The organism is Pseudomonas petrae, assembly GCF_021728295.1.
GTDB classification, from domain to species: Bacteria; Pseudomonadota; Gammaproteobacteria; order Pseudomonadales; family Pseudomonadaceae; genus Aquipseudomonas; species Aquipseudomonas petrae.
In genome coordinates, this window is sequence record NZ_JAKJXE010000004.1 from 324,488 (window position 1) to 348,470 (window position 23,983).

24 protein-coding genes are annotated in these 23,983 nt (G+C 62.6%); 2 read left to right on the forward strand and 22 right to left on the reverse strand.

The window, feature by feature from the left end:
• Window positions 1-8: 8 nt before the first annotated feature.
• From ccmI to ccmA, 9 genes are all read right to left on the reverse strand, one after another.
• A complete protein-coding gene (gene ccmI / locus L4G42_RS09145; RefSeq protein WP_237254353.1) occupies window positions 9-1,214 on the reverse strand; it encodes a c-type cytochrome biogenesis protein CcmI in 1,206 nt (401 codons plus the stop codon).
• Window positions 1,211-1,747, reverse strand: coding sequence for a cytochrome c-type biogenesis protein (locus L4G42_RS09150; protein WP_237254354.1), 537 nt, complete (start codon window positions 1,745-1,747; stop codon window positions 1,211-1,213). Before L4G42_RS09150 ends, ccmI begins: the two co-directional genes overlap by 4 nt.
• Window positions 1,744-2,280 carry a DsbE family thiol:disulfide interchange protein gene (locus L4G42_RS09155; protein ID WP_237254355.1) on the reverse strand — a complete coding sequence of 179 codons (537 nt, stop codon included), beginning with the start codon at window positions 2,278-2,280 and terminating at the stop codon, window positions 1,744-1,746. Before L4G42_RS09155 ends, L4G42_RS09150 begins: the two co-directional genes overlap by 4 nt.
• Window positions 2,277-4,250, reverse strand: coding sequence for a heme lyase CcmF/NrfE family subunit (locus L4G42_RS09160; RefSeq protein WP_237259702.1), 1,974 nt, complete (start codon window positions 4,248-4,250; stop codon window positions 2,277-2,279). The genes L4G42_RS09155 and L4G42_RS09160 overlap by 4 nt, the downstream gene beginning before the upstream one ends.
• A 3-nt stretch (window positions 4,251-4,253) precedes the next feature.
• Window positions 4,254-4,724, reverse strand: a complete 471-nt coding sequence (gene ccmE / locus L4G42_RS09165) for a cytochrome c maturation protein CcmE (RefSeq protein ID WP_237254357.1) — start codon at window positions 4,722-4,724, stop codon at window positions 4,254-4,256.
• A complete protein-coding gene (gene ccmD / locus L4G42_RS09170) occupies window positions 4,721-4,897 on the reverse strand; it encodes a heme exporter protein CcmD (protein WP_237254358.1) in 177 nt (58 codons plus the stop codon). The genes ccmE and ccmD overlap by 4 nt, the downstream gene beginning before the upstream one ends.
• Window positions 4,894-5,673 (reverse strand): heme ABC transporter permease, encoded by a 780-nt coding sequence (locus tag L4G42_RS09175; protein ID WP_237254379.1) that lies wholly within the window; start codon window positions 5,671-5,673, stop codon window positions 4,894-4,896. The genes ccmD and L4G42_RS09175 overlap by 4 nt, the downstream gene beginning before the upstream one ends.
• A 165-nt stretch (window positions 5,674-5,838) precedes the next feature.
• A complete protein-coding gene (ccmB, locus tag L4G42_RS09180; RefSeq protein WP_237254359.1) occupies window positions 5,839-6,510 on the reverse strand; it encodes a heme exporter protein CcmB in 672 nt (223 codons plus the stop codon).
• Window positions 6,507-7,142 carry a cytochrome c biogenesis heme-transporting ATPase CcmA gene (ccmA, locus tag L4G42_RS09185; protein ID WP_237254360.1) on the reverse strand — a complete coding sequence of 212 codons (636 nt, stop codon included), beginning with the start codon at window positions 7,140-7,142 and terminating at the stop codon, window positions 6,507-6,509. The genes ccmB and ccmA overlap by 4 nt, the downstream gene beginning before the upstream one ends.
• A 161-nt stretch (window positions 7,143-7,303) precedes the next feature.
• On the opposite strand from ccmA, the gene fliK reads away from it, so the two are divergent.
• Both fliK and L4G42_RS09195 read left to right on the forward strand, forming a co-directional pair.
• On the forward strand, window positions 7,304-8,923 hold the full coding sequence (fliK, locus tag L4G42_RS09190) for a flagellar hook-length control protein FliK (RefSeq protein ID WP_237260770.1): 1,620 nt from the start codon (window positions 7,304-7,306) through the stop codon (window positions 8,921-8,923).
• Window positions 8,923-9,243, forward strand: coding sequence for an EscU/YscU/HrcU family type III secretion system export apparatus switch protein (locus L4G42_RS09195; protein ID WP_237254362.1), 321 nt, complete (start codon window positions 8,923-8,925; stop codon window positions 9,241-9,243). The genes fliK and L4G42_RS09195 overlap by 1 nt, the downstream gene beginning before the upstream one ends.
• 1,696 nt (window positions 9,244-10,939) lie before the next feature.
• Here L4G42_RS09195 and L4G42_RS09200 read toward each other — a convergent pair.
• The 13 genes from L4G42_RS09200 to flhF form a co-directional block, all read right to left on the reverse strand.
• Window positions 10,940-11,341, reverse strand: a complete 402-nt coding sequence (locus tag L4G42_RS09200) for a DUF2802 domain-containing protein (RefSeq protein WP_237254363.1) — start codon at window positions 11,339-11,341, stop codon at window positions 10,940-10,942.
• Window positions 11,342-11,821: a chemotaxis protein CheW gene (locus L4G42_RS09205; RefSeq protein WP_065987319.1), complete on the reverse strand. Its 480-nt coding sequence runs from the start codon at window positions 11,819-11,821 to the stop codon at window positions 11,342-11,344. It lies immediately after the preceding gene.
• Window positions 11,822-11,906: 85 nt separating this feature from the next.
• A complete protein-coding gene (locus L4G42_RS09210) occupies window positions 11,907-12,863 on the reverse strand; it encodes a CheW domain-containing protein (RefSeq protein ID WP_237254364.1) in 957 nt (318 codons plus the stop codon).
• Between the two features lie 113 nt (window positions 12,864-12,976).
• Entirely contained in the window at window positions 12,977-13,765 is a 789-nt protein-coding gene (locus tag L4G42_RS09215) for a ParA family protein (RefSeq protein WP_237254365.1), read from the reverse strand.
• A 37-nt stretch (window positions 13,766-13,802) separates the two neighbouring features.
• Complete coding sequence (gene motD / locus L4G42_RS09220; RefSeq protein ID WP_237254366.1) at window positions 13,803-14,684, reverse strand: flagellar motor protein MotD; 882 nt, start codon at window positions 14,682-14,684, stop codon at window positions 13,803-13,805.
• Window positions 14,685-14,691: 7 nt separating this feature from the next.
• Window positions 14,692-15,432, reverse strand: coding sequence for a flagellar motor protein (locus L4G42_RS09225; RefSeq protein WP_237254367.1), 741 nt, complete (start codon window positions 15,430-15,432; stop codon window positions 14,692-14,694).
• Window positions 15,432-16,595: a protein-glutamate methylesterase/protein-glutamine glutaminase gene (locus L4G42_RS09230; RefSeq protein WP_237254368.1), complete on the reverse strand. Its 1,164-nt coding sequence runs from the start codon at window positions 16,593-16,595 to the stop codon at window positions 15,432-15,434. Before L4G42_RS09230 ends, L4G42_RS09225 begins: the two co-directional genes overlap by 1 nt.
• A 472-nt stretch (window positions 16,596-17,067) precedes the next feature.
• The gene (locus L4G42_RS09235) at window positions 17,068-19,380 is read right to left on the reverse strand and encodes a chemotaxis protein CheA (protein ID WP_237254369.1); all 2,313 of its coding nucleotides are present in this window, start codon (window positions 19,378-19,380) and stop codon (window positions 17,068-17,070) included.
• A 144-nt stretch (window positions 19,381-19,524) separates the two neighbouring features.
• Window positions 19,525-20,313 carry a protein phosphatase CheZ gene (locus L4G42_RS09240; protein WP_237254370.1) on the reverse strand — a complete coding sequence of 263 codons (789 nt, stop codon included), beginning with the start codon at window positions 20,311-20,313 and terminating at the stop codon, window positions 19,525-19,527.
• Between the two features lie 19 nt (window positions 20,314-20,332).
• Window positions 20,333-20,707, reverse strand: coding sequence for a chemotaxis response regulator CheY (locus tag L4G42_RS09245; protein WP_172612850.1), 375 nt, complete (start codon window positions 20,705-20,707; stop codon window positions 20,333-20,335).
• 240 nt (window positions 20,708-20,947) lie between these two features.
• Window positions 20,948-21,691, reverse strand: coding sequence for an RNA polymerase sigma factor FliA (fliA, locus tag L4G42_RS09250; protein ID WP_237254371.1), 744 nt, complete (start codon window positions 21,689-21,691; stop codon window positions 20,948-20,950).
• Window positions 21,688-22,521 (reverse strand): flagellar synthesis regulator FleN, encoded by an 834-nt coding sequence (fleN, locus tag L4G42_RS09255; protein WP_062385964.1) that lies wholly within the window; start codon window positions 22,519-22,521, stop codon window positions 21,688-21,690. The genes fliA and fleN overlap by 4 nt, the downstream gene beginning before the upstream one ends.
• A gap of 118 nt (window positions 22,522-22,639) precedes the next feature.
• Window positions 22,640-23,983, reverse strand: coding sequence for a flagellar biosynthesis GTPase FlhF (gene flhF / locus L4G42_RS09260; RefSeq protein ID WP_237254372.1), 1,344 nt, complete (start codon window positions 23,981-23,983; stop codon window positions 22,640-22,642).

Below are 23,983 nucleotides of genomic sequence, written 5' to 3' on the forward strand. Positions count from 1 at the left end.
TAACGGGATTACTGATCGGGGCTGTCGATGGTCAGGGCCTGCAGCGCCGTCACGTTGCTGGGCAACGGCTGACTGCGACCGATCCATTCGCCCGCCGTGGGCTGACCGGCGCGGGACACCCGGGCCACCAGTTGGACTTCGGCGAAGTTCGACAGTTTCAGCTGCGGCATCATCGCGTCGGCGTCGGTCAGCTCGACCTCCACCGGCAAGTCGGCCACGGTCACCCGCTTGACCGCCAGCGGCGCCGGCGGGCCTGACACCGCGCGGGCAAACACAAACACCGTGTCGCCCGGCTGGACCTTGGTTTTCAACGCCTCCGACAGGGTGACACGCACCTTCAGATGCGCGCCCTGCACCGCCACCGTCGGGGTGTTTTCAAGCTTGCCGCCGCTTTGCACGAGCTTGTCACTGGCGCGTTTGATCCCGCCTTCCAGCGCCCCACGGGAGGGATCGTTAGGCGGCAACACGGCCAACAAACGCGTCCAGTAACTGACCGCCTGATCAAACTGCTGGCTCTCGAACGCATTGATGCCCATCAAGCCCAGGCTGGTGACTTCCTTGGGATCGAGCTTCAGCGCTTCTTCAGCGATTCCCTGGATCTGCGGGGTCCAGGCCTTGTTGCCGGCGAAATACAGCGCCTGGGCCCACTGCCCCAGCAGTTCGGGCTGACGGCCCGCCAACTTGGCCGCACGCTCGAACATACGCGCGGCGTCGGCCGGCCGGTCCTGGGCCATGTAGGTCCGCGCCAGGAAATACGCGCTCTCGGCGGAATCCGGTTGCGCCTTGACCGCGCGCTCCAGCCGCTCGGTCATCTGCGCCAGCGAGCCCGGCGGCCGGGAGAACTCTCGGGTCAGCTCGACCTTGTCCGACGCACCGAAATGCAGATACAGGCCCAACGCCAATACCGGGACCAGAATCGCGGCGAGCAACGGCAGCGGCTTGCCCAGGCGCGATACCCGCTCGGTACCCACGCCTTGGGTGTCGGCGAGCAATTCGCGCGCGGCCTCGGCCCGACCGCCGTCCAGTTGCGCCGCCGAGAGCACGCCCTCCTCCTGCTGCGCTTGCAGCTCGGCGATGCGCTCCTGATACAAGGCGACGTTAAGGGCGGTGCGATCTTCCTCAGTCTGTGCGCGACGACCGCGCACCACGGGGATCAGCAGAAAACTCAGGGCCACCAGCAGCAACAGGCCGGCGGCCATCCAGAAATCGATCATTCGCGGTTCTTATCCAGCAAGTGGGCGAGGCGCTGACGCTCCTCGTCGGAAAGCACGTCGGCGTCTTCGCGGCCTGAGCGGCGGCGGCGAACGACAATCACACCAATCAACACCGCGCCCCCCAACAGCAGCCCGGCCGGACCGAACCAGAGCAGCCAGGTGTGGGCGTTGAGCTCGGGCTTGTAGCGCACGAACTCGCCATAGCGATCGACCATGAAATCGATGATCTGCTGATTGCTCTGGCCTTCGCCGAGCATGCGGTAGATCTCCTTGCGCAGGTCGGCCGCGATGGGCGCGTTGGAATCGGCGATGTCCTGGTTCTGGCATTTCGGGCAGCGCAGCTCACGGGTCAGCTCGGCGTAGCGAGCACGCTCGGCCTCGTCCTTGAAGGTGTAGGCGTCGATGGCCGCCTGAGCCACCCCCGCAAAACCCAGCGCCAGTAGCGCGGCGCCAGCCAGTTGCCGCCCCCACTGTAGGAGCGCGCTTGCCCGCGAAGAGGCCCGAACAGCCGCCACATCATCGCGCCTGGTCATTCCCGACCCTCGTCAACCAGCGCCTGATACTGGCCCGCCAGCTTCTCACGCCAGACCGTCTCGTCGATCACGCCCACATGCTTGTAGCGAATGACACCCTTGGCATCGATCAAAAAGGTTTCCGGCGCGCCATACACACCCAGATTCAAACCCAGGCTGCCGGCCTCGTCATTGATGTTCAGCTGATACGGATCGTGAAACTCCTTGAGCCACTTCTGCGCATCGGCGTTCACATCCTTGTAGTTGACGCCGTAAATCACCACGCCCTGCTGCGCCAGTTTGGTCAGCACCGGGTGCTCGACGCGACAGGCCACGCACCAGGTGCCCCAGACGTTGACCAGCGCCGGTTTGCCAAGCAGGTCGGCGCGGGTAAGCGGCTTGCCGTCCTGCACGGCGGGCAAGCTGAATTCAGGGAATGGTTTGCCAATCAGCGCCGACGGCAATTCCGACGGATCCAGATACAAGCCTCGGTACAGCAACCCCGCCATGCCGAGAAAAAGCACCAGTGGCAGCAGCAACATCCAGCGCTTCATACCACCGCCCCCGTCATGCCCAGCGCGTCACGCACTTTCGCGCGGACTTTGACGCGATAACGTTTGTCCAGCGCCGCAAGCAGCCCGCCCAGTGCGGTGATCAGCCCGCCGAACCAAATCCAGCGCACGAACGGCTTGACGTGCACGCGCACTGCCCACGCGCCGTTTTCCAGCGGTTCGCCCAACGCGACATACAGATCGCGGGTGAAACCAGCGTCGATGCCGGCCTCGGTCATCATCGAACGCTGCACGGTGTACAGGCGTTTTTCCGGGTGCAGCACGGTGATTTCCTTGCCGTCTTCCAGCACGCGAAGGGTGCCGCGATCAGAGGTGAAGTTCGGACCCTGGTAATGCTGAGCGCCCTCGAATACGAACAGGTAACCGCCCAGCTCCACCGACTCACCGGGGGCCATGCGCAGGTCGCGTTCGGCGCTGTTCTGGCTGGACAACACCACGCCCAGCGCCAGCACCGCGATACCGAGGTGCGCCACTTGCATGCCCCAGTAACTGCGGGTCAGCGAGCGCATGCCTTTGAGAAGGCCTTTGTGGCGCGTCTTGTCGAACAGGTCGCGCACGCCGGCCAGCAACACCCAGGCCGCCAGCAGGCAGGTGGCAAGCACCGCCCAGTGGAAGTCGGCCATGGCAAAACCGGCGATCACTGCCAGTACCGCGCTGCCGACCAATACCGGCGCGAGCATGCTCAACAGCCACTTGACCGGCGTGTCCTTCCAGCGCACCAGCACGCCCACCGCCATCACCGCCATGAGCAAGCCCATCAGCGGCATAAACAACGCGTTGAAATACGGTGGGCCGACCGACATCTTCGCCCCGCTCAGCGCATCCAGCACCAGCGGGTACAGCGTGCCGAGCAGAATCATCGACGCCGCCACCACCAGCACCAGGTTGTTGCCGAGCAGCAACGTTTCCCGCGACCACAGGCCAAAGCCAACGTGGCTTTTCACCACCGGCGCGCGGATGGCGAACAGGGTCAGTGAGCCACCGACAACCATCAACAGGAAGATCAGAATGAAGACGCCACGGGCCGGGTCGGAGGCGAAGGCATGCACCGAGGTCAGCACGCCGGAGCGCACAAGGAAGGTGCCGAGCAGGCTCAGCGAAAACGCCGCGATGGCCAAGAGCACGGTCCAGCTTTTGAATACGCCGCGCTTTTCAGTGACCGCCAGCGAGTGAATCAGCGCAGTGCCCACCAGCCACGGCATGAACGAGGCGTTTTCCACCGGGTCCCAGAACCACCAGCCGCCCCAGCCGAGTTCGTAATAGGCCCACCACGAACCGAGGGTGATGCCAATGCCGAGGAAGGCCCAGGCGACGATGGTCCACGGCCGCGACCAGCGCGCCCACGCCGCATCTAGCCGACCGCCGAGCAAGGCGGCGATGGCGAAGGCGAACGCCACCGAGAAGCCGACATAGCCCATGTAGAGCATTGGCGGGTGGACGATCAGGCCGATGTCCTGCAGCAACGGGTTAAGGTCGCGACCGTCCTGGGGAACCTGCGGCAGGATGCGGCTGAACGGGTTGGAGGTGAGGATCAGGAAGAGCAGAAAGCCGACGCTGATCATGCCCATCACCGCCAGGACACGGGCCAGCATGACCTGAGGCAACTGCCGGGAAAAGATCGACACGGCGAAGGTCCAGCCGCCGAGGATCAGCGCCCAGAGCAGCAACGACCCTTCGTGTGCGCCCCAGACGGCGCTGAATTTGTAATACCAGGGCAGCGCGCTGTTGGAGTTTTCGGCGACGTAAGCCACGGAGAAATCGTCGACCAGGAACGAATGGGTCAAGCAGCCGAAGGCAAACACCAGAAAGGCAAACTGCCCCCACGCGGCGGGCTGAGCGAGGCTCATCCACAGACGATCGCCGCGCCAGGCGCCCATCAGCGGCACGACAGCCTGCACGATGGCGAAGCACAGGGCCAAAATCATGGCCAGATGGCCGAGTTCGGGAATCATCGTTTACCCCTGTTTGTCCGGGAGAGCGGGCGTCGCGGCGGGCGCGGGCTGGCCGCTGTCCTTCAGCGCTTTGGCGACTTCCGGCGGCATGTATTTTTCGTCGTGTTTGGCCAGCACTTCATCGGCGACGACCACCCCTTCGCCATTGAGCTTGCCGAGGGCAACGATGCCCTGCCCCTCACGAAACAGGTCCGGCAGGATGCCGCGGTACGCGATGGGCACCGACTTGTTGAAATCCGTGACCACAAACGTGACGTCCAGGGAATCCGAAGAGCGCTGCAGCGAGCCCTGGACGACCATGCCACCGGCGCGAATCCGTGTGTCACGGGGCGCTTCGCCGCCGGCGATCTGGGTCGGGGTGTAGAACAGATTGATGTTTTCCTTCAGCGCGCTGAGTGCAAGGCTGAGCGCAATGCCGACCCCGGCGAGGATCGCCACGATGATCAACAGGCGCTTTTTTCGCAGCGGATTCACGTAATGCTCTCCCGGCGCAGACGGCGCGCCTCTTGTTGCAGGTAACGCCGACGCGCGAAAAACGGTGTCAGGACGTTGATCGCCAGCACGATGAAACAGATGCCATAAGCCGACCAGACATACAGCCCGTGCTTGCCCATGACGAGAAAATCGCTGAAAGACTCGAAGCTCATCGTTCCGCTCCGTTGTGAGGTGACGCCTTGTGGCCCAGGTGCTTTATTACGACATCCTTGACCCAACCGGCGCGGGCCTCGCGCTTGAGCACTTCCAGGCGCATGCGCATCAGCAGCACCGCCCCGAAGAAGCAGTAAAAGCCCAGCACGGTGAACAGCAACGGCAGCCACATTTCAGCGGGCATGGCCGGCTTTTCCGTCAGGCTGAAGGTCGCGCCCTGGTGCAGGGTGCTCCACCATTCCACCGAGTATTTGATGATCGGGATGTTGATCACGCCAACAATCGCCAACACGGCGCAGGCCCTGGCGGCGCTGTCGCGGTTGGTAATCGCGTTGCCCAGCGCGATCAGGCCGAAATACAGAAACAGCAAAATCAGCATCGACGTCAGCCGCGCATCCCAGACCCACCACGAGCCCCAGGTCGGCTTGCCCCAGATCGCGCCAGTGACCAGCGCCAGGGCGGTCATCCACGCACCGATGGGCGCCGCGCATTGCAGGGCGATGTCGGCCATCTTCATCTTCCAGACCAGCCCGACCACCCCGCATACGGCCATCATCACGTAGCAGGACTGGGCCAGCATCGCTGCCGGCACGTGCATATAAATGATGCGAAAGCTGTTGCCTTGCTGATAGTCAGGCGGCGCAAACGCCAGGCCCCAGACCACGCCGATGGCGATCAACAGCGCCGCAGCGATGCTCAGCCACGGCAGCAGACGGCCGCTGATGCCGTAGAACCATTTGGGCGAACCAAGTTTGTGGAACCAGGCCCAACTCATGCCGCCTTTAGCCTTGGCGCTTGTGTTCATCACGCTGCCTTTTCATCACGGTGCTCATTATCACGGTGCGTCTCAGCAAGAGGCGCTATCAGGGCAAGGCGCTTCTTATGGCTGAAGCAGCCGGGACCTGCCGACGGAAAAACTGTCCGCTCGGTCAGGGTGCGATTATTCGCCAACGCTGATCTTCAAACCAGCGGCAATTGCAAAGGGCGTCAGGGTTACCGCCAGTGCGGTCAGGCTGCCAAGCCAAAGCAGATAACCGGTCGCGGGCATGCCCTCAAGTGCAGCCTGCAAGGCGCCGCTGCCGAGAATCAGCACCGGGATGTACAACGGCAGAATCAACAATGCCAAGAGCAGACCGCCGCGCTTGAGCCCTACGGTCAAGGCCGCGCCCACCGCGCCGAGCAGGCTCAGCACCGGCGTGCCCAGCAGCAGCGACAGCAGCAGCACCGGCAAACACGCAGTGGGCAGGCCCAACATCAGCGCCAGCAGCGGGGACAGCAACACCAGCGCCAGCCCGGAAAACGCCCAGTGCGCCAGCACTTTGGCCAGCACCAGCAGCGCCAGCGGTTGCGACGACAGCACCCATTGTTCGAGGGAGCCGTCTTCGAAATCGCTGCGAAACAGGCCGTCCAGTGACAGCAGCACGGACAACAGCGCCGCCACCCACAGCAACCCCGGCGACAGGCGCTGCAGCAGTTGCGTATCAGGGCCGACGGCCAGGGGAAACAGCGCGATGACGATGGCGAAGAACACCAGCGGGTTAAGCAGCTCGGCCGGACGCCGAAACAGCAGGCGTGCCTCACGGGCGATCAGCAGGGTGAACACATGGCTCATGCCGCCCACTGCCCCAGGTCCAGTTCGCGATAGCCCGACGGTGTGCGGCTCAGCGTGTGGTGAGTGGTCAGTACCACGGCGCCGCCGTTCTCACAGTGGGCGGCCAGATGGGCTTCGAGTTGCACGACGCCCTGTTTGTCCAGCGCAGTAAAGGGCTCGTCAAGCATCCACAGGCCGGGGCCCGGCAAATACAGGCGTGCCAGTGCCACGCGGCGGCGCTGGCCGGCCGACAAGGTGTGACACGGCACGTCTTCAAACCCACGCAGGCCGACCGCTTCGAGGGCGCGCCAGATGTCGGCGGTCTCCACAGGCGTGTGCAGCGCGCAGAGCCAGGCGAGGTTTTCCAGAGGGGTGAGCAAATCCTTGATGCCAGCGGCGTGGCCGATCCACAGCAGGTGACGGGTCAATTCGCTGCGCTGGCTGGCAAGGGGTTTGCCGTCCAGAAGCACGCTGCCGGCGGTGGGCTGCATCAGCCCGCACAACAGGCGCAGCAGGCTGGTCTTGCCGCTGCCGTTGGGGCCACTGATCTGCACCATGTCGCCCGCGCTCAGCCGCAATTCGAGATGCTCGAACAGCAGGCGCCAGTCACGCTCGCAAGTCAGCGCCACGGCTTCAAGAACGGGGATCGACATGGGGACCTTCTTTTCAGTTGCAGCGGCACGGCGGTTCAAGTCGGGATCATGACGGCCGTTATACTGATGCAGCTTAACGGTGGACCGCCGACGCAGTCGGTGCCGGATTATACATACCCGGACCCGCCACCCAGAGCGCAAATTTACCGAGTCGGGATCTGATGACAGGCGATATACCCAATCTTTCTCCAGTCGCAGCGGCCACGGCCTTGCTGCGAGCAGGCGTGCCGGCGGGCGAAGTGCTCAAGCTGATGGAGCCGCGCGAAGGGCTGTTGACCTCGGGCCAGGTGGCCAGCGCTGAAGTGGTGAGCCTCAAGCAGTTGGGGCAGGACTTTCAGCTGTTGCTCAAACTGACCCTGGACAACGGCCGGCAAACCACCCTCCCCGTCAGCAGTTCGTTGCCGCTGACGCCCGGCACCAGCGTCAATGTCGCCCAGGGTTCAGCCGACACCCTGACCATCAGCGTGCTGGACCTGCAGAAAGCCGTCACCCATAGCCTCACCAGCATCGACACGCGGCAATTGCCCGCCGGCACGCTGCTGCAAGGTAAGGTGTTGACCACCCAGGTCGCCGCGCAGAATGTCGCGCAGTTAACCGGGCAATCCTCAGCCAGCGGGCAGCCAGCCAACTACCGTTCCATCGTCATCCTGCTCAACACGGCGCTGGCCGGCAGCAGCCTGACCGTCGACAGCCCGCAGCCGCTGCGGGTCGGCAGTCTGCTCAGCGCTCAGGTGCAGAACAGTCAGGCGCTGAATTTCGTCGCCCTGCCCAATCGTCTGGACGAACTGGCCCTGGCGCAGCAGTTATCGACCCAGCAAAGCCGTCAGGGCTCGCTGCAGGGCCTGATCACTGCGCTGCAAAACATGCCGCCAGCGGCTGCCGATGGCGATAACCTTTCGCCGTCGCTGCGGGCCAGCATCGAGCAATTGCTGGCCGATCTGCCGGACCTCCCGCAGATGACCACCGCCAAGGGCGTCGCCCAGGCGCTGAATGCCAGCGGGTTATTCATGGAATCGCGCTTGCTCGCCGGGCAGAACCCGACGCTGGTGCCGGACATGAAAGCCAATCTGCTGCGCCTGATCACGCAAATTTTGCCGGGCCTGCCGGACAACGTCAGTTATAACGCGGCCGCCGCCGGCAATACCCTGGCGCGGGCCATGCCCAGCGTGTTGCGCAGCGCCTTTGGCACCTTGGGACTGGTGGCGCCGCCGAGCGACACAATCAACTTCCCATTACCACCGCGCACCCTCGGTCATCCGGACAGCAAGGACGATCTGGAGATGCTGTTGAAGCTGGCGGCGGGGGCGATTTCGCGCCTGCAGAGCCATCAGTTGGGCGGCCTGGAGCAGACCCGGACCCAAGCCGACGGCACTCAGGTGACCACGTGGCAGCTGGAAATCCCGATGCGCAACGCCCACGATATCGTGCCGTTGCAGGTCAAGGTTCAGCGCGAGGACACGCCGGAGCGCGACGACCCTTCCGATACACCCGTGCCGGAAGCCAAGGAGCGAGAAAAGCTCTGGCGGGTGGAGCTGGCGTTTGATCTGGAGCCCCTCGGCCCGCTGCAAGTGCAGGCGCAACTGATCGCCGGCAGTATCGCCAGCCAGTTGTGGGCGGAACGCGAAGGCAGCGCCGAGTTGATTTCCCGCGAGCTGGACAATCTGCGTGCGCGGTTGGTGGCGTGCGGTCTGAACGTCAAGGAACTGGAATGCAACCGTGGCGTGCCGCCCCAAGGCCCACGTACCGTGCTCGAACAACGCTGGATCGACGAGAACGCCTGATGAGCAGACCCGAGCAGACACCGCGTCAGGCCATTGCCCTGAGCTACGACGGCCACCAGGCCCCGACGCTGACGGCCAAGGGCGATGACACCCTGGCCGAAGCCATTCTCGCGATCGCCAGGGAATACAACGTCCCGATCTACGAAAACGCCGAACTGGTGAAAATGCTCGCCCGCCTCGAACTGGGCGACAGCATCCCCCAGGAGCTGTACCTGACCATCGCCGAAATCATCGCGTTTGCCTGGCACCTGAAAGGCAAGTTTCCGGTGGGCTTCGACCCGAATGCCGGGCCGGTGGAGCGGGATATCACGCCGCGTTGATGCCGACTCTACCGATCATGGACACGACGCCCATTACCCTGTTGACGCGAATAAACCGCAGGAGCCGGCTTGCTGGCGAACGCGCCGTGTCAGTCGCCGAACATGTCACAGGCAAACCGGGTTCGCCAGCAAGCCGGCTCCTACGGATTTCGCGTACAACCGTGAGTATCCAGACGCCGCAAAACCTGCAGGAGCGCGATTGCCAGCGAAGGCGTTGGCACGGGCGATCAATAGGCGTGGGATGTACTGACCTGTTCGCGGTTCGCGGGCAAGCGCGCTTCTGCACCGATCAGCGGCGCATCATGAATGCTTGTGTCGCACACACTGGCCTCTTCCCGGCTAAAGCCGGTCCCACTGACGCACCGCGAACAATTGTAGGACCGGCTTCAGCCGGGAAGGCGCCGGGTATCACGCCGCAGAGCTAATGCCATCCACCCGATGCGGCACACCGAAATGCAGGAGCGCGCTTGCTGGCGAAGGCGGCGTGTCAGTCGCTGAACATGTCACAGGCAAACCGGGTTCGCCAGCAAGCCGGCTCCTACGAATTTCGCGTACAACCGTGAGCATCCAGACGCCGCAAAACCGATTGTAGGAGCGCGCTTGCCCGCGAAGGCGTTGGCATGGGCGATCAATAGGCGTCGGATGTACTAGCCTGTTCGCGGGCAAGCACGCTCCTGCACCGATCAGCGGAGCATCATGAATGCTTGTGTCGCACGCACTGGCCTCTTCCCGGCTAAAGCCGGTCCCACTGACACACCGCGAACAACTGTAGGACCGGCTTCAGCCGGGAAGGCGCCGGGTATCACGCCGCAGAGCTAATGCCATCCACCCGATGCGGCACACCGAAATGCAGGAGCGCGCTTTCCCGCGAAGGCGTTGGCACGGGCGATCAATAGGCGTGGGATGTACTGACCTCTTCGCGGGCAAGCGCGCTCCTACACCGATCAGCGGAGCATCATGAATGCTTGTGTCGCACACACTGGCCTCTTCCCGGCTAAAGCCGGTCCCACTGACACACCGCGTACCATGGTAGGACCGGCTTCAGCCGGGAAGGCGTCGGGTATCACGCCGCAAAGCGAATGCCATACACCAGATGCGGCACACCGAAATGCAGGAGCGCGCTTGCCCGCGAAGGCGTTGGCACGGGCGATCAATAGGCGTCGGATGTACTAGCCTGTTCGCGGGCAAGCACGCTCCTACACCGATCAGCGGCGCGTCATGAATGCTTGTGTCGCACGCACTGGCCTCTTCCCGGCTAAAGCCGGTCCCACTGACACACCGCGTATCATGGTAGGACCGGCTTCAGCCGGGAAGGCGTCGGGTATCACGCCGCAGAGCTAATGCCATCCACCAGATGCGGCACACCGAAATGCAGGAGCGCGCTTGCTGGCGAAGGCGGCGTGTCAGTCGCTGAACATGTCACAGGCAACCCGGGTTCGCCAGCAAGCCGGCTCCTGCGGATTGTGCGTACAACCGTGAGTATCCAGACGCCGCAAAACCGATTGTAGGAGCGCGCTTGCCCGCGAAGGCGTTGGCACGGGCGATCAATAGGCGTGGGATGTACTGGCCTGTTCGCGGGCAAGCGCGCTCCTGCACCGATCAGCGGCGCCTCATGAATGCCTGTGTCGCACGCACTGGCCTCTTCCCGGCTAAAGCCGGTCCCACTGACACACCGCGTACCAAGGCAGGAGCACGCTTACGACCGATTGTTCCCGTGCAGCTTGGTCATCAGTTGCGCTTCGGCCTGGGTCAGGCCGCAGGATTGGGTGAGTTCGTCGATGCTGGCGCCCATTCCGACCAGGCGGGCGGCCTGGGCGAAGGACAGCGTGGAGGGGTCGCGCTGTTCGAGCGCGGTGATCTTGTCCGGCAGCAGCGCGATGATGGAGCGCAGCTCGTGCAGCTCCTCGCCCATCTTCACCGTGCCGCTCTGGTAATTTTCCAGGCGCCGGGCCAGCTCGCGGATGCGCTGATCACGCAGCGAATCCGCCTCCAGCTGCTGCGTGGCCAGGGTGCGCAGGCGTTTGGTGTGGGCCATGAACATCGCGACGCTCGCGACCCACAACACCGCCAGAAAAATGACCGCCACATCAAAAATCAATCAGATGTTCTCCAGCTCGGACCACTCTTCCTCGGACATCATCTTGTCCAGTTCCACGAGGATCAGCAGTTCGCCGTTCTTGTTGCACACGCCCTGGATGAATTTAGCGGATTCGTCGTTGCCCACGTTCGGCGCGGTTTCGACTTCCGACTGACGCAGGTAAACCACTTCAGCGACGCTATCGACCAGGATCCCGACCACTTGCTTGTCGGCCTCGATGATCACGATACGCGTGTTGTCGCTGACTTCAACCGGCGGCAGACCAAAGCGCTGACGGGTGTCGATGACCGTGACGACGTTGCCGCGCAGGTTGATGATCCCCAGCACGTAGCTTGGCGCGCCCGGGACCGGAGCGATCTCGGTGTAGCGCAGCACTTCCTGAACCTGCATCACGTTGATGCCATACGACTCGTTGTCCAGGCGGAAGGTGACCCATTGCAGAATCGGATCTTCGGAACCCTGTGCTGACGACTTCTTCATACCCCTAACCCCTTGCGTGTTGTGCCGTGCGGTCGACGCTTCGTACGCCGGCCTGTGTTTATGTGATGTTCTTTTATGACTGATGCTATTTGAGCTTCTGCATCTGCTTGACCGCGCCACTGGCAATCAGCTCGGCCAGCTCGGAAACGTCCAGCAGCGCACACATGTGCTCGATCACCGTCCCGGCAAGCCAGGGGCGCTGACCACGATGGGTGCGCCATTTGATTTCATTGGGGTCCAGGCGCAACGAGCGGCTGACCTGATGCACCGCCAGCCCCCACTCATAGCCCTGAACCGAGATCACGTATTGCAGGCCCTGGCGGAAATCGTCGCGATAACGGTCCGGCATGATCCAGCGCGCGGTGTCCAGCACCTTCAGGTTGCCGGCCTGGCTCGGCAGGATCCCGAGAAACCAGTCCGGCTGACCGAACAGCGGCGTCAAGTCATGGCCGGCCAACGGATAAATCGAACCCAGGCACACCAGCGGCACGGCGAGGGTCAGACCCGCGACGTCGAACAGCAGGCATTCGAACGGCTCGGCAGCCCAGGCCGGGCGCTCGTCACCGGTGGGCGGAGGCGTCGGTGTGCGCTGCGCCGAAAGATGCACGTCAGCGACCGGCTCGACCAACGTCACCGGCGGTTCTTCCACCACCCGGGCCTCAAGGACCGGTGCCTCAACCACAGGCTCGACCTCCGGCATGACGACCGGCGGCAGAATCACCGGTGGCATCAGTACGGGCCGTTCCATCACCCTCGCGGCAGCCGGTTCAGGCTGAGCCGAATAGGCAAGAGACACTGGCGCAGGCCGGCTCATGGGAGCGGGCTGCGGCGCGGGTATAGCAGCGGGCAACGCGGCAGCAACCGCCGCCGCTACCGCGGAACGCATGCGTGCGTCATGGGCCTGCTCTTCGAGCACGGCCGCTTGAAATTCATCGACGGACTCGACGACCTGCAGCTCCTCGGTCGCGTCATACAGCAACGCGTCCAGGTAGTTCTGCAGCGCCAGTTGTGGTCGTGAAGCGATGTCCAGAGGGCGGTTCATACGGGAGCCCGAAAAGTAGTGATGCGATTACCGCCTGAAACAGATATCGGCTGCATAGCCGATGGACTTGAGCGTGCAGGCGCGCCGCTCGACAAATAACGATCAGCGGACACTCAGGCCACCTGCCCGGCAAGCTGTTCGGTGAGCATGTGCTTGAGCAACGCGCGGTAGGCCAGCACGCCACGGCTCTTGCCGTCGAACTGCGAGGGCGTCAGGCCCGCGCGGCTGGCATCGCGCAGGCGCGTGTCCACTGGAATAAACGCATTCCAGACGTGCTCCGGGTAACTGTCACGCAGCAGCTTGAGGGTGCTCATCGACGCCTGGGTACGCCGATCGAACAGCGTCGGCACGATGGTGTAGGGCAGCGGCACCTTGCGCGAGCGGTTGATCATCGCCAGCGTATTCACCATGCGCTCCAGGCCCTTCACCGCGAGGAATTCGGTCTGCACCGGGATCGCCAGTTGCTGGCTCGCCGCCAGGGCGTTGACCATCAACACGCCGAGCAACGGCGGACTGTCGATGATGGCGTAATCGAAGTCCTGCCACAGCTGCGCCAGACTCTTGGCAATCACCAGCCCCAGGCCGCTCTGCCCCGGCGACTGGCGCTCAAGGGTGGCCAGCGCGGTGCTCGACGGCAGCAGCGAGATGCGTTTGTCACTGGTGGGCAGCAGCAGTTGACCGGGCAGGCCGTTCGGCACCACGCCCTTATTGAGGAACAGGTCGAAGCTGCTGTGTTCCAGCGTATCGGGGTCTTGCCCGAAATAGCTGGTCATCGAGCCATGGGGATCGAGATCCACCATGACCACGCGCTTGCCCGCCTCTGCCAGCAAGCCGGCTAAAGCGATGGAGGTGGTGGTCTTGCCGACCCCGCCTTTCTGATTGGCTACTGCCCAGACTCTCATGTACTCGTTTTCCCCCCGACCAAAGCGACGACCGGGTTTAAGGGGCAGATGACGAAGATTTGACGCCTTGCGGCGGCTTGGTCGGGACCGGTGCAGTTTGTGTGCCAGCACGGCGCAGCGCCGCATCCGGTTTTGCGTTGGCCGTGGTGCCCGAGCCCGTCAGGCTGCGGCGCACGTCCAGGTTGCGCGAGATCACCAGCACCACGCGGCGGTTGCGCGCGCGGCCATCGGCGGTGGCGTTGGAGGTCAGCGGCTGGAATTCGCCGTATCCCACCGAGGCCAGCCGCGCCGGGTTGATCCCGTCCATGGCCAGCATGCGCACGATGCTCGATGAACGCGCCGACGACAGCTCCCAATTGGTCGGGAACTGCCCGGTGTTGATCGGCTGGTTATCGGTGAAGCCTTCGACGTGTACGGGGTTGTCGAACGGCTTGATGATTTTCGCGACCTTGTCGATCAAATCGAACGCCTGATTGCTCGGCATCGCGTCGCCGCTGCCGAACAGCAAACTGGAATTGAGCTCGATCTCGATCCACAGCTCGTTGCCGCGTATGGTCATTTGCTTGGAGGCAATCAGGTCGCCGAACGCGGCGTTGACGTCATCGGCTATCGACTTCAGTGGGTCCTGGGCGCCCTGCCCCAGCGCTGCGTCGGTCTGCTCGCTGTCCTGAACCAGCGGGTCGGCGGGTCGCACGGTTTGCGGTTTCTGCTCGCCAATGGGGATCGGCTTGACGCTGCGCTCAGGCTCGTTGAAGACCCCGACCAGCGCCTCGGACAGCACCTTGTATTTGCCTTCGTTCAGCGACGAGATGGAATACATGACCACAAAAAAAGCGAACAGCAAGGTGATGAAGTCGGCGTAGGACACCAGCCAGCGTTCGTGGTTTTCGTGCTCTTCCTGGCGACGTCGGCGGGCCATCAGTCCATCACTCCATGAAGCCTTGCAGCTTCAGTTCGATCGAGCGCGGGTTCTCGCCCTCGGCAATCGACAGCAGGCCTTCGAGGAGCATTTCCCGATAGCGCGACTGGCGAATCGCCACGGCCTTGAGCTTGTTCGCCACCGGCAGAAGAATCAGGTTGGCGGAGGCAACGCCATAAATAGTCGCCACGAACGCAACAGCAATGCCGCTGCCCAGCTGATTGGGATCGGCGAGGTTGCCCATCACATGGATCAGGCCCATGACCGCGCCGATGATGCCGACCGTTGGCGCGTAACCACCCATGCTTTCGTAGACCTTGGCGGCCTGGATATCGCGGCTTTCCTGGGTGATGAAATCCACTTCCAGGATGCCGCGAATGGCTGCGGGCTCAGCGCCGTCGACCAGCAGTTGCAGGCCTTTGCGCGAATAGGCATCAGGTTCCGAATCAGCCACGGCTTCAAGGCCGAGCAGGCCCTCCTTGCGCGCGGTGAGGCTCCAGGACACAACGCGATCAATGCCGCCCGCCAGATCGATGCGTGGCGGAAACAGAATCCAGATGAAGATCTGCATCGCCCGCTTGAACGCGCTCATGGGCGTCTGCAGCAGGCAGGCCGCCAGCGTACCGCCAAGGACGATCAACGCCGCCGGGCCGTTGAGCAAGGCGCCCAGGTGCCCGCCTTCGATGTAGTTGCCGCCGATGATCGCGACGAACGCGAGAATGATCCCTATGAGCGTCAAGACATCCATCAGCTGCAGGCCTCCACCAGATGGCGCCCGATGTCGTCGAGGCTGTAAACGGCGTCGGCCAGTTCGGCTTTGACGATCGCCATGGGCATGCCGTAGATCACGCAGCTGGCTTCGTCCTGCGCCCAGATCTGGCTGCCGCTCTGTTTGAGCAGACGCGCACCTTCACGGCCGTCAGCGCCCATCCCGGTGAGGACGACGGCGAGGACTTTGTCGCTGTAGGACTTCGCCGCCGAGCCAAAGGTGATGTCAACACACGGCTTGTAGTTCAGGCGCTCGTCGCCCGGCAGGATTTTCACCGCCCCGCGACCATCGACCATCATCTGCTTGCCGCCCGGGGCCAGCAGTGCCAGGCCGGGACGCAGGATGTCGCCGTCTTCAGCTTCCTTGACGCTGATGCGGCAAAGCTTGTCGAGACGCTCGGCGAAGGCTTTGGTGAAGGCGGCCGGCATGTGCTGGATCAGCACGATGGGCGCCGGGAAGTTGGCCGGCAGTTGGGTCAGCACCCGCTGCAAGGCAACCGGGCCACCGGTAGAAGTGCCGATCGCGACCAGTTTGTAGGCCTTGCGCTTGGGCGCACCCGACGTTGGCGCGTGGTGATGCGACGCCGGCGCGGCGGAACGCGCAGTCGCAGGGGCTGGCGCGGGACGCGACGGGCTCGGTGCGGCAGGCGTGCTGCGCGGCGCAGCGGGCTGTGCCGATGAGGGGGCCGATGGAGCCGGCGCCGACGATGTAGCAGGCGTGCTGCCGTAACCGCTGAAACGACGGTTGCTGCGGGAGATGCTGTGTACTTTCTCGCACAGCATCTGTTTGACCTTTTCGGGGTTGCGCGAGATGTCTTCGAAATTTTTCGGCAGGAAATCCACCGCGCCAGCGTCCAGCGCATCGAGTGTGACTCGGGCGCCTTCGTGGGTCAGGGAGGAGAACATCAACACCGGGGTCGGGCAGCGCTGCATGATGTGACGGACCGCGGTAATGCCATCCATCATCGGCATTTCGTAGTCCATGGTGATCACGTCGGGCTTGAGGGCCAGGGCTTGTTCAATGGCTTCCTTACCATTGGTGGCAGTACCGACCACCTGGATCGTGGGATCTGAAGAGAGAATTTCCGAGACACGACGTCGGAAAAAACCCGAATCGTCCACGACGAGAACCTTGACTGCCATAAACACTCCAAAGAGCGCGCGCCACCCAGAGGGGCCGCACGCCCTGAATCACGTAGCTTGGGTCACATTGGCGATGCGGAACAGGCCAGTGGGACTGGTTTCGCGCTTAAAACAGGACCCGCGGGACCTGTAGGACCTATACCTGTAGGACCGGCTTTAGCCGGGAACCCGTCGGATGTCACACCGAGAAATCCACGGTGTCTATACCGGCCCTTTCCCGGCTAAAGCCGGTCCTACTCAGGAAAGCGTCAGTTGTCACACCGCAAAATTCACGGTGTCCATACCGGCCCTTTCCCGGCTAAAGCCGGTCCTACACGGGAAAGCGTCGGATGCCACACCGCAAAATCTATGGTGTCCACACCGGCCTCTTCCCGGCTAAAGCCGGTCCTACTCGGGAAAGCGTCAGGTGTCACACCACAAAATCACGGGTGTTCCCCCGCCATATTCCCGGCTGAAGCCGGTCCCACACTGCTTAACCAATCCGTCGTGCCGCGTAGCGTTTGAGCATGCTCGGGACATCGAGAATCAGTGCGATGCGGCCATCACCGGTGATGGTGGCGCCCGACATGCCTGGCGTGCCTTGCAGCATTTTGCCCAGCGGCTTGATGACCACTTCTTCCTGGCCGACCAACTGGTCGACGACGAAGCCGATGCGTTGCGTGCCCACCGACAGGATCACCACATGACCTTCGCGCTGCTCCTCGTGGGCCGCCGAACTGACCAGCCAGCGCTTGAGGTAGAACAGTGGCAGTGCCTTGTCGCGCACGATCACCACTTCCTGACCATCGACGACGTTGGTGGTCGAGAGGTCCAGGTGGAAGATCTCGTTGACGTTGACCAGCGGGAACGCGAAGGCCTGGTTGCCGAGCATGACCATCAGCGTCGGCATGATCGCCAGGGTCAGCGGCACCTTGATGATGATCTTCGAGCCCAGGCCTTTGGTGGAATTGATGCTGATCGAGCCGTTGAGCTGGGCGATCTTGGTTTTCACCACGTCCATGCCCACGCCACGCCCGGACACATCGGAAATCTCGGTCTTGGTCGAGAAGCCCGGCGCGAAGATCAGGTTGTAGCAGTCGGTGTCGCTGAGGCGATCCGCTGCATCCTTGTCCATCACACCACGCTTGACCGCGATCGCACGCAGAACCGCAGGGTCCATGCCTTTGCCGTCATCGGAAATCGACAGCAGGATGTGATCGCCTTCCTGTTCGGCCGCCAGAATCACACGACCGTTCCGGGGCTTGCCCGACGCTTCCCGCTCTTCCGGCGACTCAATACCGTGATCGACCGCGTTGCGCACCAAGTGGACCAGCGGGTCGGCCAGGGCCTCGACGAGGTTCTTGTCCAGGTCGGTTTCTTCACCCACCAGTTCAAGGCTGATTTCTTTCTTCAGCTGACGCGCCAGATCGCGAACCAGTCGCGGGAAGCGACCGAACACTTTCTTGATCGGCTGCATGCGGGTCTTCATGACCGCGGTCTGCAGGTCAGCGGTGACCACGTCCAGGTTGGACACGGCCTTGGACATGGCTTCGTCGGCGCTGTTGGCGCCCAGACGCACGAGGCGGTTACGCACCAGCACCAGTTCGCCGACCATGTTCATGATCTCGTCCAGCCGCGCGGTGTCGACGCGCACGGTGGTTTCCGCTTCAGACGGCGGTTTTTCGCTGGGCGCCGGAGCAGCAGCACGAGCCGGTGCAGGGGCGGCAGCAGGAGCGGCTTTGGCCGGAACCACAGCGGCAGGCGTTGCTTTAGCCGGTTCGGCTTTGACAGGCTCAGGCTTCCTGGCCGGTGCAGCAGCAGGTGCAGCAGCAGGTGGGGCGCCAGCGACGGCAGGTTCGAACTTGCCTTTGCCGTGCAACTGATCCAGCAGGTCTTCGAATTCGTTGTCGGTGATTTCGTCCGAGGCAGCGGCTTTCGACGGGGCAGCGGGCGCAACCGGCGCGGCAGGTGCAGCGGCAGCCGGAGCAGCAGCGCCAACGGCATCCGGCGAGAACGAGCCTTTGCCGTGCAACTGATCCAGCAGCGACTCGAATTCGTCGTCAGTGATTTCGTCACTGGCCGGTGCGGCAGATGGCGCCACAGCGGCCGACGGTTGCACGGCATCGACGGCGAACTGGCCTTTGCCATGCAGTTGATCAAGGAGTGATTCGAATTCGGCGTCGGTGATTTCATCGCTGGCCGCAGTGCCGGCCGGTGCAGCGGAAACCGGAGCCGCAGGTGCCGCTGCTATAGGTGCAGACACCGCTGCAGCCGAAGCAGGCGCCCCTGCCGCTTGCGCCTTGACGGCGTTCAGCGAATCCAGAAGCTGTTCGAACTCATAATCGGTGATGTCTTCGGACGGTGCTTCGGCAACCGGCTCTTCAACCACCGGCTCCGCAGCGATTTCTTCTGCCGATGCCGGCTCGGCCAGGCGAGCCAGCGCGGCCAGCAATTCAGGCGTGGCCGGGGTGACGCTGGAACGCTCGCGCACCTGACCGAACATGCTGTTGACGGTGTCGAGTGCTTCGAGCACCACGTCCATGAGCTCCGAGTCGACGCGGCGTTCACCCTTGCGCAGGATGTCGAACACGTTCTCGGCGATGTGACAGCATTCAACCAGCTCGTTGAGCTGGAGGAAGCCGGCGCCCCCTTTTACAGTGTGAAAACCGCGAAAAATTGCATTGAGCAGGTCCGCATCGTCTGGCCGGCTTTCCAGCTCGACCAACTGCTCTGACAACAGCTCGAGAATCTCGCCGGCCTCTACCAGAAAATCCTGAAGGATTTCTTCATCGGCGCCGAAGCTCATTGGGGGGTGCTCCTAAAATTAACCGTCAAACCGATCCGGAGGCTGCACTGACGGCCTGCGCGCATTGCTTTCGTCGAAGCATTGGCGCGCCGGTCCAGCAGCCACTTTCACAGAAAACCTGGAGTCCGAATCAGAATGACCGAATCAGAATCCGAGGCTGGATAGCAGATCGTCAACATCATCCTGTCCGGATACAACGTCTTCACGTTTATCGGCATGAATCTGCGGACCTTCACCCTTGGAGTGAAGTTTTTCTTGTTCTTTTTGCTGACGGAACTCTTCCTGGTCGTGCTCGATGCCCGCGAAGCGATCCACCTGGCTCGCCATGAGCACCAGCTTGAGCAGATTGCGCTCGACTTCCGTGACCAGCGTGGTCACGCGCTTGATCACCTGACCGGTAAGGTCCTGGAAATCCTGGGCCAGCAGAATGTCGTTCAGATGCGCAGAGACCTCGGTCGTCTCCTTCTCGCTGCGGGTCAGGAACACATCGACGCGGCGGGCCAGATCACGAAACTCTTCGGCGCTGATCTCGCGACGCATGAAGCGTCCCCAATCGGCGCTCAACGACTTGGCGTCAGCACTGAGCCCGCTCATCAACGGCGTGCTCAGCTCAACCAGGTCCATGGTCCGGTTGGCCGCGTTTTCGGTCAGCCTGACGACGTACGACAGCCGCTCGGTGGCGTCGGTGATCTGGGAGACCTCCTCGGCCTGCGGCATGTTCGGGTCGATCTGGAAGTTGACGATCGCGCTGTGCAGCTCGCGCGTCAGTTTGCCGACTTCCTGATACAGGCCGCGGTCGCGGGTCTGGTTAAGCTCATGGATCAGTTGCACAGCGTCGCCGAACTTGCCTTTTTCAAGGCTCGAGACCAGCTCTTGTGCGTGTTTCTTCAGGGTTAACTCAAAGTCACCCATTGTCGAATCTTTGGAATCCATAGCGCCCTCGCAGCGGACATCAGCTATTGACGCGCTCGAATATCTTTTCGATTTTTTCTTTGAGCACTTGCGCGGTGAACGGCTTCACCACGTAGCCGTTCACACCGGCCTGAGCGGCTTCGATGATCTGCTCGCGCTTGGCTTCGGCAGTGACCATCAGCACCGGCAGGCTGCGCAGACGCTCGTCGGCACGCACCTGACGCAACAGGTCGATGCCGGACATGCCCGGCATGTTCCAGTCAGTGACGAGGAAGTCAAAGGCGCCGCTTTGCAGCATCGGCAATGCGGTGAGTCCGTCATCTGCTTCGGCCGTGTTGGTGAACCCAAGGTCACGCAACAGGTTTTTAATGATCCGCCGCATCGTTGAGAAGTCATCAACGATGAGGATTTTCATGTTCTTGTCCAATTCGACCTCCAAGCAGTCTTTAACGCGTTCAGCACCTGAACGCGCGTTCAATCAATACCGGCTGTGCCGAATATCAAGGGGGGTTGGAATTGACCGGGACGAGCGCAGCGAAACCGGATCATCTACGACCCGGTTCGACCGACTCCTGCCGTGTCTCTTTTGTTTCCCGCTCACGTCTTGCACAGCCGGTCTTACACGCAACACGCAGGCCTCGCGGCCTGCGCCTATTCATGAACGTGCGCGCCACTCGCCAAGACGACCGCGCAACCGCGCCGCGCATTGGCTGTGCAGCTGGCTGACCCTCGACTCGCTGACCCCCAGGACCTCACCGATTTCCTTGAGGTTCAGCTCTTCGTCGTAGTACAGCGACAACACCAGGCGCTCACGTTCGGGCAAGTTGGCAATGGCCTCGGCCAACGCAGCCTGGAAGCGCTCGTCTTCCAGATCCCGCGACGGTTCGAGGGACTGGCTCGCGCCTTCCTCGTGCAGCCCTTCATGTTCGCCGTCCTGCAACAGGTCGTCGAAACTGAACAGACGGCTGCCCAGGGTATCGTTCAAAATCCCGTAGTAATCGTCGAGACTCAATTCAAGTTCGGCAGCAACCTCGTGATCTTTAGCGTCACGGCCGGTTTTTGCTTCGATTGCACGAATCGCGTCACTGACCATGCGCGTGTTGCGGTGGACCGAGCGCGGTGCCCAGTCCCCCTTGCGCACTTCGTCGAGCATCGCGCCACGGATACGAATACCCGCGTACGTCTCGAAGCTGGCCCCTTTGGTGGAGTCGTATTTGGTCGAGACTTCGAGCAAGCCAATCATGCCCGCCTGGATCAAGTCCTCGACCTGCACGCTGGCCGGCAGACGCGCCAGCAAGTGGTAGGCGATTCGTTTGACCAGCGGGGCATAACGCTCGATCAGCTCATACTGGGAGTCTTTGGATGATTTGCTGTACATGCGATAGCCACTTGCTGTCATGAGACGGGCCCTGCGCTGGTTTGATGCACGAGGCGTTCTACGAAAAATTCCAGGTGGCCGCGCGGGTTCGCCGGTAGCGGCCAGGTGTCAACTTTCTGCGCGATGGCCTTGAACGCCAGCGCACATTTAGAACGCGGAAATGCTTCGTACACGGCGCGCTGTTTCTGCACGGCCTTGCGTACGCATTCGTCGTACGGCACGGCGCCTACATACTGCAGGGCCACGTCGAGAAAACGGTCGGTGACTTTGGTCAGCTTGGCGAAGAGGTTGCGCCCTTCCTGCGGGCTCTGAGCCATGTTGGCCAGGACGCGGAAGCGGTTCATGCCGTAATCGCGGTTGAGCAGTTTGATCAGGGCGTAGGCGTCGGTGATCGACGTGGGCTCGTCGCACACCACCAACAGCACTTCCTGAGCGGCGCGGACAAAGCTCACCACCGACTCGCCGATGCCGGCAGCGGTATCGATGACCAGCACGTCAAGGTTGTCGCCGATGTCACTGAACGCCTGAATCAGCCCGGCATGCTGCGCCGGGGTCAGGTGGACCATGCTCTGGGTGCCCGATGCCGCCGGCACGATGCGCACGCCGCCCGGGCCTTGCAGCAGGACATCGCGCAGCTCGCACCGCCCTTCGATGACGTCAGCCAGGGTGCGTTTGGGGGTCAGACCCAACAATACGTCGACGTTGGCCAGACCCAGATCGGCGTCCAGCAACATGACGCGACGTCCCAGCTCGGCCAGCGCCAGTGAAAGATTCACTGAAACGTTGGTCTTGCCTACGCCACCTTTGCCACCGGTCACCGCGATAACCTGTACGGGATGCATGCTGCCCATGTTAATTGTTTACCTTGTCTTGCTTAGACCTAAGCCACATGTCGGGCTGCACGTTCAGTGTCTGAACAATGCCTGGCAGACCATCGATGCAGGAAAATTCCACTGTCATTTTCTCTACCTAGCCCGCGCGCTTGCCGGTGCTGTGATAAAGATCCGCAAACATATCCGCCATCGCTTCCTCGCTTGGCTCCTCCTGCATCTGCACGCTGACAGCCCGGCTCACCAATTGGTGCCGACGCGGCAAATGCAGATCATCCGGTATCCGTGGGCCATCGGTGAGATAGGCCACAGGCAGTTCGTGTGTCACGGCCAGGCTGAGCACTTCGCCCAGGCTGGCCGTTTCGTCGAGCTTGGTCAGGATGCACCCGGCCAGGCCGCAACGTTTGTAACTGTGATAAGCCGCTGACAGCACCTGCTTCTGGCTGGTTGTCGCCAGCACCAGGTAGTTGCGCGCCTTGATGCCACGCCCGGCGAGGGTTTCCAGTTGCAGACGCAGTGCCGGATCGCTGGCTTGCAGGCCAGCGGTGTCGATCAACACCACGCGCTTGCGCAATAACGGTTCCAGCGCCTGTGCCAGGGACTGGCCCGGGTCGACGTGGGTGACCGGTACATTGAGGATCCGACCCAGGGTTTTCAGCTGTTCCTGAGCGCCAATGCGGAAACTGTCCATGCTCACCAGCGCGATATTTTGCGCGCCGTATTTCAACACATATCGGGCCGCCAGTTTAGCCAGCGTGGTGGTTTTGCCCATGCCGGCAGGGCCGACCATGGCAATCACACCGCCCTCTTCCAGTGGCTCGACGTCCGGCGTGGCAATCATGCGGGCCAGATGGGCCAGCAGCATGCGCCAGGTGTGGGCCTGATCGTTGGATTCCGGGACCATCGCCAGCAGATCGCGGGACAGCGGACCGGAGAGGCCGACACGTTGCAGACGGCGCCACAGATTGGCCTGCTGCGGACGGCTGCCTTGCAGCTGGTTCCAGGCCAGCGAGCCCAGCTGGACTTCCAGCAGTTCGCGCAGGCCGTTCAATTCGGAGCGCATCGCTTCGTAGGCACGATCGCCCACCGCCGGCTCGGCCTTGCGCTCGGCGCGTTCGGCGGCCACAGCGGCGTGGATCGACGGGCGAAACGGTTCTTCCAGAGTCGGCTCAATCTGCTTGCTGTCATCCATCGCCAGGCCCACGAACAACTGGCGATTGGCGACAGTGTCCAGCTCGCTGCGGTGGGTCAGCTCAGCCTGAGCGGTAACGATGCGCGACTGGGTCTTGCGCAGCTCTTCTTCGAGTTCGATGTTCGGCACACGCGGGGCCAGCGCAGACAACTTGTAATCCAGGGCGGCGGTCAGTTCCACGCCGCCGGCGATCCGCCGGTTCCCGATGATGGCGGCTTCAGCGCCCAGCTCATCGCGAACCAGTTTCATGGCTTGTCGCATATCGGCGGCGAAAAAACGCTTAACTTGCAT

What these genes read in the sequence shown, in the direction of transcription:
- flhF (WP_237254372.1), bottom strand. Translation starts at nt 23,983, where the DNA reads ATGCAAGTTAAGCGTTTTTTCGCCGCCGATATGCGACAAGCCATGAAA.
- L4G42_RS09235 (WP_237254369.1), bottom strand. Translation starts at nt 19,380, where the DNA reads ATGAGCTTCGGCGCCGATGAAGAAATCCTTCAGGATTTTCTGGTAGAG.
- fleN (WP_062385964.1), bottom strand. Translation starts at nt 22,521, where the DNA reads ATGGGCAGCATGCATCCCGTACAGGTTATCGCGGTGACCGGTGGCAAA.
- ccmA (WP_237254360.1), bottom strand. Translation starts at nt 7,142, where the DNA reads ATGTCGATCCCCGTTCTTGAAGCCGTGGCGCTGACTTGCGAGCGTGAC.
- L4G42_RS09160 (WP_237259702.1), bottom strand. Translation starts at nt 4,250, where the DNA reads ATGATTCCCGAACTCGGCCATCTGGCCATGATTTTGGCCCTGTGCTTC.
- ccmB (WP_237254359.1), bottom strand. Translation starts at nt 6,510, where the DNA reads ATGAGCCATGTGTTCACCCTGCTGATCGCCCGTGAGGCACGCCTGCTG.
- L4G42_RS09210 (WP_237254364.1), bottom strand. Translation starts at nt 12,863, where the DNA reads ATGAACCGCCCTCTGGACATCGCTTCACGACCACAACTGGCGCTGCAG.
- fliK (WP_237260770.1), top strand. Translation starts at nt 7,304, where the DNA reads ATGACAGGCGATATACCCAATCTTTCTCCAGTCGCAGCGGCCACGGCC.
- L4G42_RS09175 (WP_237254379.1), bottom strand. Translation starts at nt 5,673, where the DNA reads ATGAGTTGGGCCTGGTTCCACAAACTTGGTTCGCCCAAATGGTTCTAC.
- L4G42_RS09245 (WP_172612850.1), bottom strand. Translation starts at nt 20,707, where the DNA reads ATGAAAATCCTCATCGTTGATGACTTCTCAACGATGCGGCGGATCATT.
- L4G42_RS09205 (WP_065987319.1), bottom strand. Translation starts at nt 11,821, where the DNA reads ATGAAGAAGTCGTCAGCACAGGGTTCCGAAGATCCGATTCTGCAATGG.
- ccmD (WP_237254358.1), bottom strand. Translation starts at nt 4,897, where the DNA reads ATGAGCTTCGAGTCTTTCAGCGATTTTCTCGTCATGGGCAAGCACGGG.
- ccmI (WP_237254353.1), bottom strand. Translation starts at nt 1,214, where the DNA reads ATGATCGATTTCTGGATGGCCGCCGGCCTGTTGCTGCTGGTGGCCCTG.
- L4G42_RS09195 (WP_237254362.1), top strand. Translation starts at nt 8,923, where the DNA reads ATGAGCAGACCCGAGCAGACACCGCGTCAGGCCATTGCCCTGAGCTAC.
- L4G42_RS09150 (WP_237254354.1), bottom strand. Translation starts at nt 1,747, where the DNA reads ATGACCAGGCGCGATGATGTGGCGGCTGTTCGGGCCTCTTCGCGGGCA.
- L4G42_RS09155 (WP_237254355.1), bottom strand. Translation starts at nt 2,280, where the DNA reads ATGAAGCGCTGGATGTTGCTGCTGCCACTGGTGCTTTTTCTCGGCATG.
- L4G42_RS09230 (WP_237254368.1), bottom strand. Translation starts at nt 16,595, where the DNA reads ATGGCAGTCAAGGTTCTCGTCGTGGACGATTCGGGTTTTTTCCGACGT.
- L4G42_RS09215 (WP_237254365.1), bottom strand. Translation starts at nt 13,765, where the DNA reads ATGAGAGTCTGGGCAGTAGCCAATCAGAAAGGCGGGGTCGGCAAGACC.
- fliA (WP_237254371.1), bottom strand. Translation starts at nt 21,691, where the DNA reads ATGACAGCAAGTGGCTATCGCATGTACAGCAAATCATCCAAAGACTCC.
- motD (WP_237254366.1), bottom strand. Translation starts at nt 14,684, where the DNA reads ATGGCCCGCCGACGTCGCCAGGAAGAGCACGAAAACCACGAACGCTGG.
- L4G42_RS09225 (WP_237254367.1), bottom strand. Translation starts at nt 15,432, where the DNA reads ATGGATGTCTTGACGCTCATAGGGATCATTCTCGCGTTCGTCGCGATC.
- L4G42_RS09240 (WP_237254370.1), bottom strand. Translation starts at nt 20,313, where the DNA reads ATGGATTCCAAAGATTCGACAATGGGTGACTTTGAGTTAACCCTGAAG.